At 68.6% G+C, this 15,353-nt stretch carries 15 protein-coding genes and 2 tRNA genes; 5 read left to right on the top strand and 12 right to left on the bottom strand.

Going from position 1 to position 15,353, the window contains the following annotated elements:
* Positions 1–11: 11 nt before the first annotated feature.
* Together BN948_RS05425 and BN948_RS05420 are read left to right on the top strand one after the other, a co-directional pair.
* Positions 12–1,010 carry a Bug family tripartite tricarboxylate transporter substrate binding protein gene (locus BN948_RS05425; RefSeq protein ID WP_009519220.1) on the top strand — a complete coding sequence of 333 codons (999 nt, stop codon included), beginning with the start codon at positions 12–14 and terminating at the stop codon, positions 1,008–1,010.
* Between the two features lie 11 nt (positions 1,011–1,021).
* Positions 1,022–1,930: an NAD(P)-dependent oxidoreductase gene (locus BN948_RS05420; RefSeq protein ID WP_081921883.1), complete on the top strand. Its 909-nt coding sequence runs from the start codon at positions 1,022–1,024 to the stop codon at positions 1,928–1,930.
* On the opposite strand, the gene BN948_RS05415 is transcribed toward BN948_RS05420, so the two are convergent.
* The 9 genes from BN948_RS05415 to BN948_RS05375 form a co-directional block, all read right to left on the bottom strand.
* Positions 1,911–2,828: a LysR substrate-binding domain-containing protein gene (locus BN948_RS05415; protein WP_009519222.1), complete on the bottom strand. Its 918-nt coding sequence runs from the start codon at positions 2,826–2,828 to the stop codon at positions 1,911–1,913. The two genes, BN948_RS05420 and BN948_RS05415, sit on opposite strands and share 20 nt — an antisense overlap.
* 79 nt (positions 2,829–2,907) lie before the next feature.
* A tRNA-Arg gene (locus BN948_RS05410) sits at positions 2,908–2,984 on the bottom strand.
* A gap of 62 nt (positions 2,985–3,046) precedes the next feature.
* Positions 3,047–3,123 (bottom strand) — tRNA-Pro (locus tag BN948_RS05405).
* Between the two features lie 76 nt (positions 3,124–3,199).
* Positions 3,200–3,904, bottom strand: coding sequence for a glutathione binding-like protein (locus BN948_RS05400; RefSeq protein ID WP_009519223.1), 705 nt, complete (start codon positions 3,902–3,904; stop codon positions 3,200–3,202).
* A gap of 14 nt (positions 3,905–3,918) precedes the next feature.
* Positions 3,919–5,178: an acyl-CoA dehydrogenase family protein gene (locus tag BN948_RS05395; protein WP_009519224.1), complete on the bottom strand. Its 1,260-nt coding sequence runs from the start codon at positions 5,176–5,178 to the stop codon at positions 3,919–3,921.
* Between the two features lie 34 nt (positions 5,179–5,212).
* A complete protein-coding gene (locus BN948_RS05390) occupies positions 5,213–6,298 on the bottom strand; it encodes a phosphotransferase (protein WP_009519225.1) in 1,086 nt (361 codons plus the stop codon).
* A gap of 34 nt (positions 6,299–6,332) precedes the next feature.
* Positions 6,333–7,052 (bottom strand): Crp/Fnr family transcriptional regulator, encoded by a 720-nt coding sequence (locus BN948_RS05385; protein ID WP_009519226.1) that lies wholly within the window; start codon positions 7,050–7,052, stop codon positions 6,333–6,335.
* 89 nt (positions 7,053–7,141) lie between these two features.
* Positions 7,142–7,921, bottom strand: coding sequence for an oxepin-CoA hydrolase, alternative type (locus BN948_RS05380; RefSeq protein ID WP_009519227.1), 780 nt, complete (start codon positions 7,919–7,921; stop codon positions 7,142–7,144).
* Positions 7,921–9,441, bottom strand: a complete 1,521-nt coding sequence (locus BN948_RS05375; RefSeq protein WP_009519228.1) for a 3-hydroxyacyl-CoA dehydrogenase — start codon at positions 9,439–9,441, stop codon at positions 7,921–7,923. Before BN948_RS05375 ends, BN948_RS05380 begins: the two co-directional genes overlap by 1 nt.
* A 116-nt stretch (positions 9,442–9,557) precedes the next feature.
* On the opposite strand from BN948_RS05375, the gene BN948_RS05370 reads away from it, so the two are divergent.
* Positions 9,558–11,636 (top strand): type IV pilus assembly protein FimV, encoded by a 2,079-nt coding sequence (locus tag BN948_RS05370; protein ID WP_035620729.1) that lies wholly within the window; start codon positions 9,558–9,560, stop codon positions 11,634–11,636.
* Between the two features lie 28 nt (positions 11,637–11,664).
* Here BN948_RS05370 and BN948_RS05365 read toward each other — a convergent pair whose 3' ends face one another.
* The 3 genes from BN948_RS05365 to lexA form a co-directional block, all read right to left on the bottom strand.
* The gene (locus BN948_RS05365; RefSeq protein WP_009519230.1) at positions 11,665–12,672 is read right to left on the bottom strand and encodes a D-2-hydroxyacid dehydrogenase family protein; all 1,008 of its coding nucleotides are present in this window, start codon (positions 12,670–12,672) and stop codon (positions 11,665–11,667) included.
* Between the two features lie 81 nt (positions 12,673–12,753).
* On the bottom strand, positions 12,754–13,062 hold the full coding sequence (locus tag BN948_RS26550) for a hypothetical protein (RefSeq protein WP_009519231.1): 309 nt from the start codon (positions 13,060–13,062) through the stop codon (positions 12,754–12,756).
* Positions 13,063–13,195: 133 nt separating this feature from the next.
* Positions 13,196–13,870, bottom strand: a complete 675-nt coding sequence (lexA, locus tag BN948_RS05355) for a transcriptional repressor LexA (RefSeq protein WP_009519232.1) — start codon at positions 13,868–13,870, stop codon at positions 13,196–13,198.
* A gap of 86 nt (positions 13,871–13,956) precedes the next feature.
* Between lexA and BN948_RS05350 the strand changes: the two genes are divergently transcribed.
* Both BN948_RS05350 and BN948_RS05345 read left to right on the top strand, forming a co-directional pair.
* The gene (locus BN948_RS05350; protein WP_035620728.1) at positions 13,957–14,919 is read left to right on the top strand and encodes an asparaginase; all 963 of its coding nucleotides are present in this window, start codon (positions 13,957–13,959) and stop codon (positions 14,917–14,919) included.
* Between the two features lie 2 nt (positions 14,920–14,921).
* Positions 14,922–15,341: a hypothetical protein gene (locus BN948_RS05345; RefSeq protein WP_009516405.1), complete on the top strand. Its 420-nt coding sequence runs from the start codon at positions 14,922–14,924 to the stop codon at positions 15,339–15,341.
* Positions 15,342–15,353: the final 12 nt, after the last annotated feature.

The raw sequence follows: 15,353 nt of genomic DNA, 5'->3' as shown, positions 1-15,353 counted from the left end.
AGGAGACAGACATGAATCACTACGCCCCATCAGCGAATCTTCGGCGCCGCTCTGTCCTGGCGGGCGCGGCAGGCGCCCTGGCTTGCTCGATCGGCAGCGCCTGGGCTCAGGCCTATCCCGCCAAGACCATCAAGCTCGTGGTGCCGTTTCCGCCCGGTGGTTCGGTGGACACCGTGGCGCGCGCCCTGCAGCCGACCTTGCAGCAACAGCTCGGCCAGCCGGTGATCATCGAGAACAAGCCAGGCGCCAGCAGCGTGCTGGACGCACAGGCGGCCATGCGCGCGCCCGCCGACGGCTACACCATCCTGCTCAATGCCTCTCTGCAGGTGGTGAACCCCATGATCATGGGCACGCCGACCTACGACCTCGAGAAGGACTTCACGCCGATCACTTACCTCGGTGCCTTGCCCCAGTTGGTGCTGGTGTCCGCCCAGAGCCCCTACAACAGCCTGAAGGATCTGCTGGGCGACGCCCAGCAGCGCCCGGGCCGCGTGCAGTGGGCCACTGCCGCCTATGGCGCGGCGGGGCACCTGGCGGCCGAGGTGATCAAGATGCGCGCGAAGGTGGACATGCCCATCGTTCCGTACAAGGGCGGTGGCCCGGCGCTCACGGACCTGATCGGCATGCACGTGGCGGCCATGGTCGAACCGATGGCTTCGGGCTACCCGCACGTGAAAGCCGGCCGTTTGAAAGCGCTGGCCGTCACGACGGCCAAGCGCCTGCCCGAACTGCCCGATCTGCCGACCGTGGCCGAGAGCGGCTACGCCGGCTTCGACATGCCCAGCTGGTACGGCTTCTGGGCGCCCGCCGGCACGCCCAAGGAGGTGGTCGATCGCCTCAACGGCGAGATCCGAACAGCGATGCAGGCCCCGGCCGTGACGTCGCGCCTGGGCGCCATGTTCTTCCAGCCGGTGGTGTCCTCGCCCGCGGAGTTCAGCGCATTCATCCGCAATGAAGTGGCGATTTACAAGGAGGTCATTGCGACCGCCAAGATCCGCGTGAACGAGTGAAGGAGCACACCGTGAACACCAAAGACCTGTTTCCCCCCAAGAACATCGGCTTCATCGGCCTCGGCGTCATGGGAAGCCCCATGTGCGCCAACCTCGTGCGCAAATCGGGCTTGCCCGTCCACGTGAATGACCGCTCCGCCGAGGCCGTGGCGACCGCCGTGGCAGCGGGCGCGCGCGACGCCGGTTCGATCGCGGGCGTGGGCGCCAGCGCCGACATCGTGTTCCTCTCGCTGCCCTCCATCGTTCAGGTGGAGAGCGTGTGCGAGGAACTGCTGGCCGCGAACCCGCGGCCGCGCCTGATCGTCGACATGAGCACCAGCGAAGTGGCGCGCACTCGCGCCCTCGCAAAGAAACTCGAAGCGGCTGGCGTGGCCTTCGTGGACGCACCCGTGGCGCGTACCGCGGAGGCCGCGGTCAAGGGCACGCTGTTCATCACCGTGGGCGGCACGCAAGACCTGTTCGATGGCCTGCTGCCATTGCTGTCCCACATGGGCAGCGACGTGCTGCATTGCGGCGAGACCGGTTGTGGCCAGATCGTGAAGATCCTCAACAACATCACGGTGATGATGACGGTGAACGCGCTGTCGGAGGTCATCACCATCGGGCGGCGCGCCGGGATGGACGGCAAGGCGCTCTTCGAGGCCTTGTCCAAGGGATCGGCTGACAGCTTCGTGCTGCGCAACCACGGCATGAAATACATGGTGCCCGATACCTTCCCCGAGAAGATCTTCCCGGTGGACTACGCGATCAAGGATGCGTCGCTGGCGCTGGCGCTGGCGCGCGAGGGGGGCTTCGAACCCCACATCGCCACCTACACGCACGACATGCTCGGCCAGGTGAAGGCCGCGGGTTTCGGCCTGAACTACCACCCGGTGTTGGTGCAACTGGTGGACGGGCGCGTCAAGGGGCCGGCGGCCTGAGCGTGCCGAGCGCCTCGGCCAACCGAGGCGCCAGCCGCTGCGCCAAGGTGCGGGCGAGCGAGGCGCCGCGGCGCTCGTCCCACACCAGCTCCATGCGGATGCGCCCCAGGTCGCTGGCGGGCAGATCGTGAAACACGACGCCCGGGTAGTCGCCAAAGCGGTAGGAGCGCGGCACCAGGGCGACGCCGAACCCCATGCGGACCATCTGGAAGATGGTGAACGGACTGCGCGCCGTGTGCTTGATGAGCGGGCTGAAGCCCGCCTCGGCGCAACACGCGATGGCGGCGTCGAACACCGTGGGCGCATGGATGCGGGACAGGGCCACCATGGGTTCGTCCGCGAACTCGGACAGAGGCACATCCGGGCTGGCGGCCAGCCGGTGCGAAGCTGGCATGACCAGGCTCAGGTTCTCACTGTGCACGGGGTGCCGCGTGAGGCTCAGCTTCTGTGGGCTCACATGCACGATACCGAGATCGAGCATGCCCTGGGACAAGGCCTGGATCTGCGCCTCGGACTGCATGTCGCTGAGCTGCACATCGACCTTGGGGTACTCGGCGCGGATCAGCGCCAGCAGCGTGGGCAGCACGCTGAACAGCCCTGAGGTGGCGACACCCAGGCGCAGGGTGCCCACATTTTCGCGACTGGCGTTGATGGCCACGTTGACCGCAGTACGGAACTGATCGAGCAGGACGCGGGATTCCCTCAGGAAAACCTGTCCGGCCTCGGTCAGCCTGACCGCCCGACGATTTCGTACGAAGAGTTCGACGCCCATTTCCTCTTCGAGCGCCTTGATCTGCTGAGACAGTGGCGGCTGAGACATGTGCAGGCGCGTCGCGGCTTTGCTGAAGCTCAACTCCTCCGCCACCATGACGAAGTAGCGAAGTTGCTTGATATCCATGACGCTTGTCTCCTCGGAGGCAAGATTCTGCAGCCTCAATGTCGGGCTGCACGTAAGCGGTTGAATTCAAATGGGATTCTGGCCTGCCCGGAGGGACTCGAACCCCCGACCTGCTGCTTAGAAGGCAGCTGCTCTATCCAGTTGAGCTACGGGCAGTGCGGTGCGGCTGCCGCTGGAAAAAAGGCCCACGGGGGTGGGCCTTTGTTCGTTTCGTGAAATGGTCGGAGCGGCGGGATTCGAACTCGCGACCCTCTGCTCCCAAAGCAGATGCGCTACCAGGCTGCGCTACGCTCCGACAAGGCGCGGATTCTACCCGCAGAACCCGGCCCGCTTTTGGCGAGCATGCGGCCCAGGCTCTGGCGGGGCGCGCTTCAGCGCTTCTCGTACTGCGTCTTGCCGAACAGGATGTCGCGCGACTTGTCGTCGGTGAGCGGCTTGCGCGCGTCGGCCAGAACGGCCACGCCGCGCTGCACCGCGGGCCGCGCGGCGATGCGGTCGAACCACACCTTCAGGTTCGGGAAGTCGGCCCAGTCGATGCCCTGGTTCTGCCAGCTGCGCAGCCAGGGAAAGATGGCGATGTCGGCGATGGTGTACTCGTTGCCCGCGATCCACTCCTGGCCCGCGAGCTGGCGGTCCATCACGCCGTACAGGCGCTTCGCTTCATTCGTGTAGCGGTTGATGGCGTACTCGATCTTTTCGGGCGCGTACAGGCGGAAGTGGTGCGCCTGGCCGAGCATGGGGCCCACGCCGCCCATCTGGAACATCAGCCACTCCAGCACCTTGAAGCGCTCGCGGTCGCCCTTGGGCAGGAAGCGGTCGAACTTGCTGGCCAGGTACACCAGGATCGCGCCCGATTCGAACAGGCTGATGGGCTGGCCGCCTGGGCCGTTGGGGTCGATGATCGCCGGGATCTTGTTGTTCGGGCTGATGGCCAGGAAGTCGGGCTTGAACTGGTCGCCCGCGCCGATGTTGACCGCGTGCACCTGCCAGTCACGTCCCAGTTGCTGGCCGCATTCCTCCAGCATGATGTGGACTTTGTGACCATTGGGCGTGGCCCAGGAGTGGACGTCGATCATCGGCGGGGATCCTTTCAACTGCCTCGTGTGATGGGCATCTCGACCTCGCCGGGCACGGCCATGTGCTTGGCGAGTTCGAGCTTGGCGATGGATTGGCGGTGCACCTCGTCGGGCCCGTCGGCCAGACGCAGGGTGCGCTGGCTGGCGTAACTGTAGGCCAAAGGAAAGTCCCCACTCACGCCTCCACCACCGTGCGCCTGGATCGCCATGTCGATCACGTCGCAGGCCATGTTGGGCGCCACCACCTTGATCATCGCGATCTCGGCCTTGGCCACCTTGTTGCCCACGGTGTCCATCATGTAGGCCGCCTTGAGCGTGAGCAGGCGCGCCATTTCGATGCGGCAGCGCGCGTCGGCGATGCGCTCATGCCAGACGGACTGCGCCGACACCGGTTTGCCGAAGGCGACGCGGCTGTTGAGGCGCTGGCACATCAATTCCATCGCGCGTTCGGCCGCGCCGATGGAGCGCATGCAGTGGTGGATGCGGCCCGGGCCCAGGCGGCCTTGCGCGATCTCGAAGCCGCGGCCTTCGCCAAGCAGGATGTTCTCGGCCGGCACGCGCACGTTCTTCAGCACCACCTCCATGTGGCCGTGCGGCGCATCGTCGTAGCCGAACACGGAGAGCGGGCGCAGCACGGTGATGCCCGGCGCGTTCGACGGCACCACGATCATGCTCTGCTGCGAGTGGCGCGGCGCGTCGGGGTTGGTCTTGCCCATCACGATGTAGACCGCGCAGCGCGGGTCACCCGCACCGGAGGACCACCACTTGCGGCCGTTGATGACGTAGTGGTCGCCATCGCGTTCGATGCGGCACTGGATGTTGGTGGCGTCGCTGGAGGCCACCTCGGGCTCGGTCATCAGGAAGGCCGAGCGGATCTCGCCCTTGAGCAGCGGCTCCAGCCACTGGTCCTTCAGGGCCTCGCTGGCGTAGCGCTCCAGCGTTTCCATGTTGCCGGTGTCGGGCGCCGAGCAGTTGAAGACCTCGGGCGCCCAGGGCACGCGGCCCATGATCTCGCACATCGGCGCGTATTCCAGATTGGAGAGGCCTTCGGGCGCACGCGGGCTGCGCGGCAGGAAGAGGTTCCACAGCCCGGCCTTGCGTGCCTTGGGCTTGAGCTCTTCGATGAGCTTCGTGGGCACCCAGGCATTGCCCTTGGCGCGATTGGCCTCGATCTCCTGGAAGAAGCGCGCCTCGTTGGGGTAGATGTGCTCGTCCATGAAGGCGAGCAGGCGCTCGCGCAGGCCCTTGACCTTGTCGCTGTAGTCGAATTCCATGTGATCTCCTGGGGGGTGTGTGGGGCAGGGCGGCTCAGTGGCCGTTGGCGAAGCGCCAGGCCATTTCCGCGAGCGGGCGCGCGCCGGCGCCCGACTTCACGGCCTGCGCGCTGGAGGCGGTGCCCGCTTCGACGCGCTTGGCGATGCCTTGCAGGATGGCGGCGAGGCGGAACATGTTGTAGGCGAGGTAGAAGGACCAGTCGGTCTGCAGTTGCGCGGGCGTGGCGAAGCCGGTGCGCTCGCAATAGCGGGCGATGTAGTCCTGCTCGCTGGGGATGCCCAGCGAGGGCAGGTCCAGGCCCTGGATGCCGCGGAACGTGCCCGGCGGGATGTGCCAGGACATGCAGTGGTAGCTGAAGTCGGCCAGCGGGTGGCCCAGCGTGGACAGCTCCCAGTCGAGCACCGCGAGGATGCGCGGCTCGCTCGGGTGGAACATGAGGTTGTCGAGCCGGTAGTCGCCGTGTACCACCGACACCAGCGACTCGTCGCGCGCCATGGCCGGAATGTTCTTCGGCAGCCACTCGATGAGTTTGTCCATCTCGGGGATGGGCTGGGTGATGGATGCCTGGTACTGCTTGCTCCAGCGGCCGATCTGGCGCTCGAAGTAGTTGCCGGGCTTGCCGTAATCGGCCAGGCCCACGGCATCCGGCTTCACGGAATGCAGCGCGGCCAGCACGCGGTTCATCTCGTCGTAGATGGCGGCACGCTGCGGGTTGCTGAGGCCGGGCAGCGACTGCTCCCACAACACACGGCCCTGCACACACTCCATCACGTAGAAGGCGCGGCCTATCACCGACTCGTCCTCGCACAGCACGTGCATCTGCGCCACCGGCACGCCGGTGCCGGCCAGTGCGCTCATCACGCGGAACTCGCGCTCGATGGCGTGCGCGGACGGCAGCAGCTTGGCCACCGGCCCGGGCTTGGCGCGCATCACGTAGGCGCGCTGCGGCGTGATGAGCTTGTAGGTGGGGTTGGACTGGCCGCCCTTGAACATCTCCACCGTCAGCGGACCGGCGAAGCCGTCCAGGCGGGGCGCAAGCCAACGCTCCAGCGCGGCGACGTCGAAGGCGTGTTGGTCGGACACCGGCCGCGTGCCGGTGAAGTTCTGTGCGTCGTTCATTCGGCTGCTGCGGTGCGGGGTGTCGCGATGGGGTTCAGGTTTCGGCTTCGGCGATGCGCATGAGTGCCGCCCGGTTGCGGATGACGAGGCCACCCTGTTCGATGCGGATCGCGTCCTCGCGCTCCATCGACTTGAGTTCCTGGTTCACGCGCTGACGCGAGGCACCCAGCAACTGCGCCAGTTCTTCCTGCGCCAGTTGCAGGCCGATGCGCGTCTCGTTGCCGTCGTTCAGGCAGGGCACGCCGTAGCTGCGCACCAGGTGCAGCAGCTGCTTGGCCAGGCGCGCGCGCAGGGGCAGGGTGTTGAGGTCTTCCACCAGGCCGAACAGGGTGCGGATGCGCCGCGCCTGCAGGCGCATCAGCGCCTCGTACAGCTCCACGTGCGAGGCCAGGATCTTCTGGAAATCGGTTCGGGACACGCACAGCAGTGTGGTGGGACCATGCGCGTAGGCGTCGTGCGTGCGCTGGTCGCCGTCGAACATCGCCACGTCGCCGAACCACACGCCCGGCTCCACGTAGGTCAGCGTGATCTGCTTGCCCGACAGCGAGGTAGAGCTCACGCGCACCGCTCCCTTGGCCACCGCGCTCCACTCGTTGGGCGGTTCGCCGCGCGCGACGATCAGGTCGCCGTCTTTGAATCGCTTGACGTAGGCGCATCGAAGGATGTCGTGACGCAGGGAAGGTGAGAGGGTGTTGAACCAGCGACCACCGTTGATCGCCTCGCGTTCTTCCATTGTCAGAATCGGCTCGTCCATGGTCTGTCGTTTGAGTGACTGAAGGGGGCTGGCCTGTCGCGCCGGGGACCTGCCTTCCAGGGCCGGTGGGTCCGATGCGGCCGGGCGGGTCAGCGGTACTGCGGCGTCCGCTTCTCCAGGAAGGCCGCGATGCCCTCGCCACCGTTGGCGTGGTGCACGTTGCGCACGAAGTGGTCGAGCTCGGCCGCCAGGTGCGTGTGCAGCGGGTTCGTGGCCGCGTCGTTGACGAGTTCCTTGATGCTGGCCAACGCATTCGGCGCGCGCGCGTTCAGCTTCTCGGCCAGGGCCAGGGCCTCACCCATGGCGGCGCCGCCCTCGGTGAGGGTGCCGACCACACCGAGCTGTTGCAGCCGCTCGGGCGTGATGCGTTCGCCGGCCATGAGCAACTGCATCACCGTGGCGCGCGGCAGGGAGCGCGCCAGCGCCCAACTGCCGCCACCGTCGGGCGAGATGCCGATGTTGCTGTAGGCCATGACGAAGACGGCGTCGCGCGCGGCGACGATGAAGTCGCAGGCCAGCGCGAGCGAGAAGCCTGCGCCTGCGCAGGCGCCCTCGACGGCGGCGATCACCGGCTTGGGGAAGGTGTGGATGGTCTCGATCCAGTTGTGCAGGCCGCCGACGCTCTGTGCCTGCACCTCGATCGGCTGCTGGCGGTTGGCCTGCAGGCGCTGCAGGTTGCCGCCCGCGCAGAAGTGGCGGCCTTCGCCCACGATGACCACGCTGCGCACGTCGGCACTGCTCTCGGCCACATTGAGGGCTTCCACACCGGCGGCGTAGAGCTCGGGCCCGAGCGCGTTGCGGTGCTCGGGGTTGCTGATGGTGAGCACCATGGTGGCGCCCACGCTGTGGCTTTTGAGGCTGGCGGTCATCAGATTTCTTCGTGCGTGAGGCTCAGACCCAGGGCGCCGCGGCGGCGCAGCCAGGGCGAGGGGCGGTAGCGCGGATCGCCGTACACCGTCTGCAGGTTGAACAGGATCTCGAGCACGTTGGTGGGCCCGATGCGGTCGCCCATGGCCAGCGGACCCATGGGGTACCCCAGGCCCAGGGTCACGGCGACGTCGAGATCGGCCGGCGAGCAGATGCCCTGCTGGCACATGTCGGCCGCGATGTTGACGATGGTGGCCACCACGCGCTGCGTGACGAAGCCGCCGCTGTCGCGCACCACACTCACGGCCTTGCCGTCGCGAGCGAAGAGGGCGTGCGCGGCATCGCGCATGTCGGGCCGGGTGGCGGGGTTGGTGGCCAGCACGCGGCGTTTGGTGGCGCTGTCCTCCAGCATCATGTCGATGCCCAGGGTGCGCGTGGCATCCAGGCGCTCCACGGCGGCCAGCGTGGTCACGTCCATGCCCAGCGGTGCCACGATGATCAGCGCCTGCTCGCTCGGCGCGGCGCCGGTTTCGATGCGCGCGTCCAGGTTCTTGAGCAATTGGTACAGCTCCTGGCGGCGCGCGGCCTTGGGCGACACCCACACCGGCGGCAGCGTGCCCACGGCGGGCACGGGCGGCTCGGGCGGTACCTGGGCGGCCCCGTCCACGTACTTGTAGAAGCCGTCGCCCACCTTCTTGCCCACCACGCCGCCGGCCAGGCGCTGCGCGGTGATCACGCTGGGGCGGTAGCGCGGCTCCTCGTAGTACTGGTGGTAGATGGACTCCATCACCGGGTGCGACACGTCCAGGGCGGTCAGGTCCATCAGCTCGAAGGGGCCGAGGCGAAAGCCCATCTGGTCCTTCAGGATGCGGTCCATGGTGGCGAAGTCGGCCACGCGCTCGCCCGCCACGCGCAGGGCCTCGGTGCCGTAGCCGCGGCCGGCGTGGTTGACGATGAAGCCGGGCGTGTCCTGCGCGCTGACCGGGGTGTGGCCATAGGCGCGCGTGAAGCCGGCCAGGCGCTCGCACACGGCCGGGTCGGTCTTGAGGCCGGCGATGACCTCCACCACCTTCATCAACGGTACCGGATTGAAAAAGTGGTAACCCGCGAAGCGCTGCGGGTGCTTGAGCGCGGCGGCGATGGCGGTGACCGACAGCGAGGAGGTGTTGCTGACCAGCACCGCGTCGGCGGCGATCACCTCTTCGAGCTGTTTGAAGACCGTTTGCTTGACGTCCAGGCGCTCCACGATGGCCTCGACCACGAGGTCGCAGCCAGCCAGGTCTTGCAGGGACTCGGCCACTCTCAGGCGCTGCACGTTGGCGTCGCGCGCGGCGGCGTCGAGCTTGCCCTTGGATTGCAGGGTGTCCCAAGTCTTGGTGAGGGCGTCGCGGGCGCCGGCGGCGGCCCCGGCCTGGGCGTCGAACAGCCACACCTCGGCGCCGGCCTGGGCTGCCATCTGGGCGATGCCACGGCCCATCGCGCCGGTGCCCACGACCGCCGCACGTTTAAAAAAGGTTTGCATATGTGTGTTGTATTTCGGTTGATAGCCAGATTGCCTATGACAAAATGTTTCAACCTTCTGGAGGGAAACCCGACGTGCGCCAGATCTGGACAGCCTGCATTTTGCTATCAACCGCCGTGAGCGCTCCGGCGGTCACGCTCGGGCGACACAGCGGCGCCGCGCTGATCGGCCAGCCGCTGGACCTGCAGGTGCAGGTCATGCTCTCACCCGGCGAAGACATCGCCACCCAGTGCATCCAGGCCGACGTCTTCTACGGCGATATCCAGGTCACCCCGAATTTCGTCCAGGTCACGCCGCGCGTCGCGCCGGGTGAGCTCACGGGCATTGCCCGCGTCGTCTCCAGCCTGCCGGTCAACGAACCCATCGTCACGCTGTCGGTGCGCGCCGGCTGCGGCCTGCCGTTCACGCGCCGCTACGTTCTTCTGGCCGATTTGGTGAGTGAGCCGGCCGTGGTAGCGACGCCGGCTCCCCAGGCCGCCATGCCACGGCCGGCGCCCGCCGCGCCTGTGCCGGCGCCTGCGCCCGCACCCGCGCCCGCGCCCGTTGCGGCGGCCAGCCCCGCGCCGGCCGCCACCCCGGCGCGCCCGCCGGCCCCGGTGGTGCGCGAACGCCCGCGCGCGCCGATCCGGCCGTCCAAGGTGCCGGTGGCGCCGAGACCCAAACCGGCGGCTGCATCCGCGCCGGCCGCACCCACCACGGCGGCACCGGCCCCTGTGCCGGCCACTGGTGCCACCGGCGCAGCCCCTTCTGCGCCGGCCGGCGCACCGCGCCTGAGGCTCGACCCGCCCGACCTGAGCGCCGGCACTTCGCCCAACGCGGCCCCGGACGCCGCGGCGCCCGCTGCGGCCTCCGCCGAACCTAGCCCGCTGGAGGCCGCGCTGTCGCTGGCCAACGAAGAGTCGCGCCGCAACGCCGAGCGCCTGGCCGCGCTGGAATCGGAAATGGCGCGCTTTCGCGAAGCGCAGCAGCGTGATCAGGCGCGCGTGGCCGAACTCAGCGCGCAGCTGGCGCTGGCGCAAGATCAGCGCTACTCGAACTGGCTGGTCTTCCTGTTGGGCGGCCTGCTGCTGGTGTCCCTGGCGGCCCTGGTCGCGTTGATGCGCCGCCAGCGCCGCGACGCCGCCATCGCGTCGGACGCCTCGCGCGCCTGGTGGAACGGGCCCGACGGGGAAGGCGAAGCCCCGCCCCGCGCTTCACGCCGTGCGCCGCTGGAGCCCAGCGCGCCGGTGCCGCTGGATTCGGTCGATGTGGACCTGGACGTGGACTCCACGCCCGCGCCGCTGGCGCCGGCCAGCCGACGTGCACCCACCTTCGGCAGCACGCTGCCGCCGCAAGAGCGCCGCGATTTCGCCCCCAGCGCGCTGGGCGGGTCGCGTTCCGTGGCCGCCGAAGAGCTTTTTGACATCCAGCAGCAGGCCGACTTCTTCGTCTCCCTTGGCGAGGACGACCAGGCCATCAACGTGCTGCGCAACCACTTGGCCGAAAGCCACGAACCCAGCCCGCTGGCCTACCTCGACCTGTTCCGCCTCTACCACCGCCTGGGCCGCCGTGCCGAGTACGAAGCCTTGCGCGAGGAGTTCAACACGGTGTTCAACGCCGGCGCGCCAGCGTTCGATCGCTACGCCGACAGCGGCCGGGGCCTGGACGCGTACGAGTCGGCCTTCGGTCGCATCCAGGCGCTGTGGCCGCAGCCGCGTGTGCTCGACCTCATCGAACGCAGCCTGTTCCGCGACGCCGCGGAAGGCGACACGGAGGTGTTCGACCTGGAGGCCTACCGCGAACTGCTGATGCTGCACGCGATCGCCAAAGACATCGTTCAGCGCGAGTCCGCCACGCTGCCGCCGCAGGAATTCCGCAACACGTCCATGCAGCCGCTCAAGGCGGTGTCGCGCAACGCACCACTCACCGTGACCGGCGAGGACCCTCAGCGTCGCACCGTGCCCATGGACCTGCACGTGATCCCGCCCGCGTCGGCCCGCCAATCGCTCGACGTGAACCTGGAGGATCTGGAGGCCGAGTCGCAGTTCGAGGCCTCGCTGCCCGAGGTGGACGTGCCGGTGGAGCCCACCGCCGGACGCAGCGGCATCCTGCGCAGCGGCGAGAGCAGCCTGATCGATTTCGAGATCGTGGACAACGACCCGCGCCCACAGGACAAGGGCAACGAGGACGACGACGAGGGCGAGCGTCGCCGCTGAACGTGGATGAAGGCCGGTGCGCTGCCGCTCAGCGGCGCACCTGCAAGGCGCCGGGGTTGACGATGTTCGTCGGCGTGCCCTTGATGAAATTCACCACGTTGTCGAAGGCCGCGCTGAAGTACATCTCGTAGCTGTCCTGCTCCACGTAGCCGATGTGCGGCGTGCAGATGCAGTTCTCCAACCGCAGCAACGCATGGCCCTGCAGGATGGGCTCGGACTCGAACACGTCCACCGCCGCCATGCCCGGGCGGCCCCGGTTGAGCGCGGTGATCAGGGCATCGGTTTCGATGAGTTCGGCGCGCGAGGTGTTCACCAGCAGCGAGGTGGGCTTCATGCGCAGCAGGTCGTCGAGCTTGACGCAGCCCAGGCTGCGCTCGCCCAGCCGCAGGTGCAGGCTCAGCACGTCGCAGCATTCGAAGAAGCCTTCCTTGGAGGTGGCGACGTCGTACCCGTCGTCGGCGGCGCGCGCGCGCGCCTCCGACGAGCCCCACACCACCACCCGCATGCCGAAGGCACGGCCGTAGCCGGCGACGAGCTGACCGATGCGGCCATAGCTCCACACGCCCAGCGTCTTGTCGCGCAGCACCATGCCCAGGCCGAAGTTGGGCGGCATGGCCAGGGATTTGAGCCCCGACTGCTGCCAGGCGCCGTGCTTGAGGTTGGAGACGTATTGCGGGATGCGTCGCATGGCCGCGAGCACCAGCGCCCAGGTGAGTTCTGCCGTGGACACGGGCGAACCCACGCCCTCGGCCACGGCGATGCCGCGCTCCGTGCAGGCGGCCACGTCCACGTGGCTGCCGATGCGCCCGGTCTGCGCGATGAGCTTGAGCCGCGGCAGCTTCTCGATGAGCTGACGGGTGATGGGCGTGCGCTCGCGGATGAGCACGAGCACGTCGGCGTCGCGAAGGCGGATGGAGAGTTGGCCGACACCCTTGACGGTGTTGGTGAAGACCTTGGCGGGGTAGGGCTCGAGCTTCTCGGCGCAATGCAGTTTGCGCACGGCGTCCTGGTAGTCGTCGAGGATCACGATGTTCATGCCGCCTATTGTGCCCGGCGCCCCTGTAACGCCTTGTGGGCGTCGGTGGCGTTCAGTGGCGGCCGGGGCGCGGCGCGCGGCTCAGGCCGCTTGCCGTCGCAGCCTGGCGGGTGCTGCTTCGTCTTGCGCGGCGAGTCGGTCAAGTTCGCGGCAGACCTCGTCGATGCGACCGGCCAGGGCCACGCGGCCGTCGTGCTCGCGTGGGCCGTTGGCGGCCGAACGCCCCAGCCAGCCGGCGCGGGCGAAGCGGCGCACGGTGGGGCTGGCAGACGGGGTGGATGCCGCGCGGGGCGTGGCGGCGCCGGTGCGGGGTTCGGGCAGCCAGCAGTCGATCAATTGCAGCGGTTTGCGCCAGCTGTTCGATGCGAAGGAGTGAAAGAGCAGTCCCATGCGAAACACCTCATGAAGGGGTTGAACACAGGCAGGATTGATCTGGAATGCCGTCGCTGCGGGGTTTCGCGCCGGGCCCGGGGCCGGTGGCACGCAACGCCCGCCACCCGCAGGGGCGGCGCCGACCCGGAGGTCAGTTCTGGAAGTTGTTGCGGATCAGGCCGACGGCGAGCCCTTCGATTTCGAAGGGCTCGCCGGGTTCGACCACGATGGTGGGGTAGTCGGGGTTTTCGGCGTGCAGCTCGATGTGGTCGCGCTGGCGCTGGTAGCGCTTGACGGTGACGTCGTCGCCCAGGCGGGCCACCACGATCTGGCCGTTGCGGGCCTCGCGTGTGGAGGCCACGGCGAGCAGGTCGCCGTCGAGGATGCCGGCGTCGCGCATGGACATGCCGCGCACGCGCAGGAGGTAGTCGGGCGTGCGCTGGAACAGGCCGGGTTCGACGCTGTAGGTCTGGTCCACGTGTTCCTGAGCGAGGATGGGCGAGCCCGCCGCGACCCGGCCGATGAGGGGCAGCACCAGTTGCGCCAGGCCCGGCAGGGGCAGGGTGAGCTGGTTGTCGCGGTGGATACTCTGCAGATCGGCCCGGCGCAGGCGGATGCCGCGCGAGGTGCCGCTGACCAGTTCGATGACGCCCTTGCGCGCCAGGGCCTGCAGGTGCTCTTCGGCCGCGTTGGCCGATTTGAAGCCCAGTTCGGCCGCGATTTCGGCGCGCGTGGGGGGCGCCCCGGTGCGCGCGATGGCGGTCTGGATCAGCACCAGGATCTGCTGCTGGCGGGCGGTGAGCTTGGGAGCGGATGAGTCGAGCATGGAACCTCGCATCAAGGGCCGGTGGGGCGGGCTATGGATACTGTTTGGGTATCCAGTATCTGTATTTTTAACCAGTTGATCGGAGAATGCAAGTGGGTGAGCCAACCAAGGCCGCGCGCGTCGTGGTGCTGGGCATGGGCGGGACCATCGCCGGCCGGGCCGAGCGCGCGGGCGACAACGTGGGGTATGACGCCGGCGCCGTGCCGGTGGAGGACCTGGCCGCCGGCCTGCCGGTGCTGCAAGGCCGGAACGTGAGCTTCGAGCAGGTGGCGCAGATCAACAGCAAGGACATGCGCCTGGCGGATTTGCAGCGCCTCGTGGACCGCGCCCGTGTGCACCTGGCCGACCCCTCGGTGCAGGGCATCGTCGTCACGCACGGCACCGACACCATCGAGGAAACCGCCTACCTCCTGCAGACGCTGCTGGCGCCGGCCAAGCCCCTCGTGCTGACCTGCGCGATGCGCCCGGCCACGGCCGTGTCGCCCGACGGACCGCAGAACCTGAGCGACGCGGTGGCGGTGGCCACCGAGCCCGGCGCGCGCGGCGTGGTGGTGGTGTGCGCGGGTCGCGTGCACGGGCCTCACGAGGTGGCCAAGCAGCACCCGTACCGCACGGACCCTTTCGACTCCGGCGACGCCGGCGTGATCGCGCAGGTGGAAGAGGGCCGCGTGCGGCGCTTTCGCGACTGGCCGGTGGCGGCGCGCCGCACCGGCCGCGTCGAGGCCTTCCTGCGCGCGAGCGCCATGCCGCGCGTGGTCTGGCTCAGCAGCCACGCCGACGCGCAAGCCTGGCCGGTGCGCGCATTGCTCGCCGCGTCGCCGGAGCAGCGCGTGCAAGGCATCGTGGTGTCGGGCACGGGCAATGCGTCTCTGCACACCGAGCTGGATGCTGCGCTGCGCGAGGCCGAGGCCGCGGGGGTGCGCGTGGTCATCGCCAACCGCAACGGCGCGCCGCCGGTGCCGTACCCTCAGCAGCCGTTTGCCGACATCGACGGCCTGTCGCCGCCCAAGGCGCGCTGGGCGCTGACGCTGGACCTGCTGGAGGCTTGAGCGTGTTCGCTGCGCTGGGCGCGCACCCCTGGGCCTACCCCATGCTGGAGGTGGTGCACATCGTGGGCATCGCCTTGCTGCTGGGCAACCTGCTGCTGCTGGAGGCGCGGGTGTTCGGCCTGGGCGCGGCCCTGCCGGTGCAGCCGCTGGCGCGCTTGAGCCTGTGCCTGGCGGGCCTGGGCTTCGGCCTGGCGGCGGCCAGCGGCCTGACGATGTTCGCCACCATGCCATCGGAACTGTTGGCCAACCGCGTATTCACAGCCAAGATGGCGCTGATCGCGCTGGCGGCGTGCAACGCGGGCTGGTTCCACGGACGGCATTCGTTGCAGCGCCTGGATGGCACGGCGCGCGCGCTGATGGCGCTGTCGACGCTGCTGTGGTTGTTGGTGATCACCTGTGGCCGCTGGATCGGCTACGTCTGAAGGAGGTACCCC

Origin of the sequence: Hydrogenophaga intermedia (genome assembly GCF_000723405.1) — a bacterium.
GTDB classification, from domain to species: Bacteria; Pseudomonadota; Gammaproteobacteria; order Burkholderiales; family Burkholderiaceae_C; genus Hydrogenophaga; species Hydrogenophaga intermedia.
This window is presented reverse-complemented; position numbering and strand designations above follow the sequence as displayed.